A 3,725-nucleotide genomic window follows, 5' to 3' on the forward strand; every position below is an offset into this window, starting at 1 on the left:
CGGCCGACGCCCGGCCGAGCCCCGTCGCGCCGTCCGCGTCTCGCAGTTCGGGCGCGAGCCAGACGTCGTCGCTGGGGAGCGAGGACGTCGCGGCGACCGGAGCGGCGGGCGCGCTCGGTTCGGGAGCGACCCGCACCTCGTCGACGAACGCGGCCTCGGCCGCGGCATCCGCCTCGGTCTGGCCCTTGCGCGGCTTCGCGGGCTTCAGGAACCAGTACGCCAGCACGGGGACGATCGTGAGCGAGACGAGGAGGGAGGCGAGCAGCGCGATCGTCACGGTCAGCGAGAACGGCCGGAACAGCTCGCCCGTGACGCCCTCGACCAGCGCGATCGGGAGGAACACCGCGACCGTCGTGATCGTCGACGCCGTGATGGCGCCGGCGACCTCGCGGACGGCGTGCACGATCGTGGACGCCTTGTCGACGCCCGCGACGAGGTGCCGCTTGATGTTCTCGATGACGACGATCGAGTCGTCGACGACGCGTCCGACCGAGATCGTGAGCGCACCCAGGGTGAGGATGTTGAGCGTGTAGTCGGCGGCCTGCAGTCCGATGAACGTGATGAGCACCGACGTCGGGATCGAGATCGCGGTCACGAGCGTCGCCCGCACCGACATCAGGAACACGAGGATCACGAGCACGGCGAAGACGAGGCCGAGCAGGCCCTCGACCGCGAGCGACTCGATCGAGTGCTCGATGTAGGGCGCCTGGTCGAAGACCACGGTGAACTCGGTGCCCGGGTTGGTCGTGTCGAGCGAGGCCTGCAGGTCGGGGAGGGCCGCGGCGACCGCGTTGGAGACCTCGACCGTGTTCGCCGAGGGGAGCTTGGTGACGGAGATCGCGAGGGCGGGCTCGCCGTTCACTCGCGAGATGCTCGTCTCCGGGTTCGCGGTGAGCTCGACGGATGACACGTCGCCGATCGTGAGCGCGACGGGCACGGCGACCGTGGCGGTCGTGCCGTCCGTCCCGGGGAACGCGGTCGTGCCGTCGGGCGCTCCCGTGCCGTCGGTGCCGGGTTCCGTGCCGTCCGTTCCGGTGCCCGTGCCGTCGGGCGGCGTGCCGTCGGGCACCGTCCCGTCGGGCACCGTCCCGTCGGGCAGCTGCTGCTCGGTCGCGCCCACGAGGGGCAGCGCGCTCACGTCGTCGACGCTGCCGAGACGCGTGCCCGCCTGCACGGCGAAGGTCGAGTCGCCCTCGGTGATCTGGCCGGCGGGGAGCAGCACGCCGTTCTGCTGGAGCGCGTCGCGGATCGCCTGGGTCGTGAGCCCGTACCGTGCGAGCTCCGCCACGTCGGGGGTGATCACGACGCGCTGTCCCCGGTCGCCGACCAGGGTGGCGTCGCGGACCCCGTCGATGTCGCGCAGTTCGGGCAGCGTCGTCCTGGTGATCTCGTCGGAGAGCGTCGTGGGGTCGTCCGCCCCGGTCACCGCGACCGCCAGCACCGGCAGGTCGTCGAAGCTGAACGCGATGACCTGGGGGTCGACGTCGTCGGGGAGCGTCGGCGCGATGCGGTTCACCGACGAGAGCAGCTTCTGCTCGGCGAACGCGAGGTCGGTGCCGAACGTGAAGCTCGCCACGACGCGCGAGACGCCCGTCGAACTCGTGGTCGACGTGGACTCCAGCCCGGTGATGCCCTGGATCGCGGTCTCGATCGGGGTCGAGACGTCGGCGTTGACGACGTCGGGCGACGCACCCGGGTAGGCCGTGATGATCGACAGCTGCGGCAGCTGGATCGACGGCGCCAGCTCCTGCTTGAGCCCGTTCAGCGCGATGCCGCCGAAGATCGCGACGACGACGGTGACGAGCGCGATGAGCGCTCGGTTGCGCATGCTGAGCTTCGCGAGGAGGGACATGGGTTCGATTCTCGCAGCGGACGGCGGCGTCCGGATAACGGGAAGCTGGGAGACCGGCGCGTGTGTTCTGGACCCGCGTCCCCCGTTCGAGGCAGGTTCGGAGCCGCGACGCCGTTCCGAGACGCCCGGGAAGTGCGACCGGACGGGGCGGTGGGACCTCGTCCCACCGCCCCGTCATCGTCTGGGCGCCTGCCCCGCGCCGGCTAGGAGTTCGCGGAGATCGCGTAGAGCGTCGTGGTACCCGAGACCTCGTTCGCCACTGCGAGCATGGGCTCGCCGGTGGGGCTCGTCGCCGCGGGGATGAAGGTCAGGCCCTCCGGGCCGAGGTCGCCGGCATCCGAGAGCCGCTCGACGCCGTCGTCCTCGACCGAGACCGAGAAGTCCCGGTTGTTGAGGTAGGTCACGAACGCGGAGGAGGCCGGATCGGTGATGTCGTACACGATGACGCCGCCGACGCGCTCGAAGCCGATGAACGCGTACGTGCGCCCGTCCACCTCGCCGATGGCGAGGCTCTCCGGCTCGGGGCCCTTGTCGTCGCTCCGTCCTTCGAGGTTCGACTCGCTGTGGTTCGAGTTGAAGGACTCCGGCGCCGCCTCGTGCGTGATGCGCTCGAAGTCCTCTCCCGAGTCGAAGACCTGCTCGCCCTCGGTCGTCCAGATCGAGAACGATCGCGATCCGAAGGCGTAGAGCTCCTCGTAGCAGGTGCCGTCCTCGCTCAGCCCCATCGCGGTGGAGACGTTCAGCCGGCCGAGGTCGCCGTCGCCCGTGAGTGAGGCGGCCGGGCTCGTCTCGCAGAGCGGCGCGAGGCCGTCGTCGCCGAGGTCCTTCACGCGGGCGTTCTCCGCGTAGTCGCCCCACTCGCGCGCGTCGCCCTCGTTCGCCGAGACGAGGTAGGTCTCGCCTGCGGCCCGGTAGGCGACGAGGCCGTCGGGGAGGTACATGCCCTTGAGGCCGGCGAAGGTCCGGACGCCGAAGGTCGGCGCATCCCGGGGGTCCCGATCCGACGGGTCGATGCCGTGTCCGGCCTCGGAGTGGTCGACGAATCCGAACGGAACGACCGCCTCGACCGTCGCACCGTCGAGATCCACCACGGCGAACGCGTTCGCCTCCTGCAGCGCGACGTACGCGGTGTCGCCGTCGATCGCGACGTACTCGGGCTCGAGGTTGCGCGAGACCGGCAGGTCGGCCTCGCGGGTCGGGCCGAAGACGCGCACCTCCTCCGGCAGCGGCTTCGCGCCGCCCTCCTCGAACTCGTGGAAGTCCGCGATGCGGACGTCGACCTCGCTCGCGGCCGACACCGTGGCGGGCAGGTCGATCACCGCGACCGAGCCCTCGGGGTCGCTCGAGAAGTCGTCGGCCGGCTCGCCCTCGTTCGCGACGACCGCCCGCGTGCCGTCCTCGGAGATGGCGACCATGTCGGGCAGTGCGCCGACGACGACCGAGCCGAGCACGCGCGGCGTCTTCTTCCTGGCGTCGAAGAAGACGGCCCGACCGGGGGCGGTCTTGTCGTCGCCGTCCTCGACTGCGACGACGCCGAGCCCGTCCGCGCGGATCGCGACCGAGTTGGCGATGCCGTCGCTCGCGACCTCGCCGACCTTCTTCGGCTTCGACGGCTTCTTCACGTCGATCACCTCGACGAGACCGGCCTGGGCGTTCACGACGTAGAGCCGCCCGTCGTACGACGCGACGATCTCGGCCGCCGACTCGTCGAACACCCCGGTCTCGTACGTGCCGACGGGCGACAGGCTCAGTTCGGCACCGTCGGCGACGACCTCGACGGGCGTGTCGACGATGGCGGTGCGGACGGGCAGCGCGACGGCCGGGGCCGCCGCGAGGCAGCCGGCGACGACGGCGCCCACGAGGATCGGCGCCG

Annotated in this window: 2 protein-coding genes; both read right to left on the reverse strand. The window is 71.3% G+C overall.

Annotated elements, in window-relative coordinates; translation table 11 throughout:
- The coding region (locus tag ESO86_RS13285) for an efflux RND transporter permease subunit (protein ID WP_207207133.1) at positions 1-1,852 on the reverse strand (1,852 nt) is incomplete at its 3' end.
- Positions 1,853-2,055: 203 nt separating this feature from the next.
- Positions 2,056-3,725: choice-of-anchor I family protein (locus ESO86_RS13290; protein WP_165307815.1), on the reverse strand; the 1,670-nt coding region annotated here is incomplete at its 5' end.

The organism is Agromyces binzhouensis (genome assembly GCF_004135055.1).
In the GTDB taxonomy this organism is placed as follows: Bacteria; Actinomycetota; Actinomycetes; order Actinomycetales; family Microbacteriaceae; genus Agromyces; species Agromyces binzhouensis.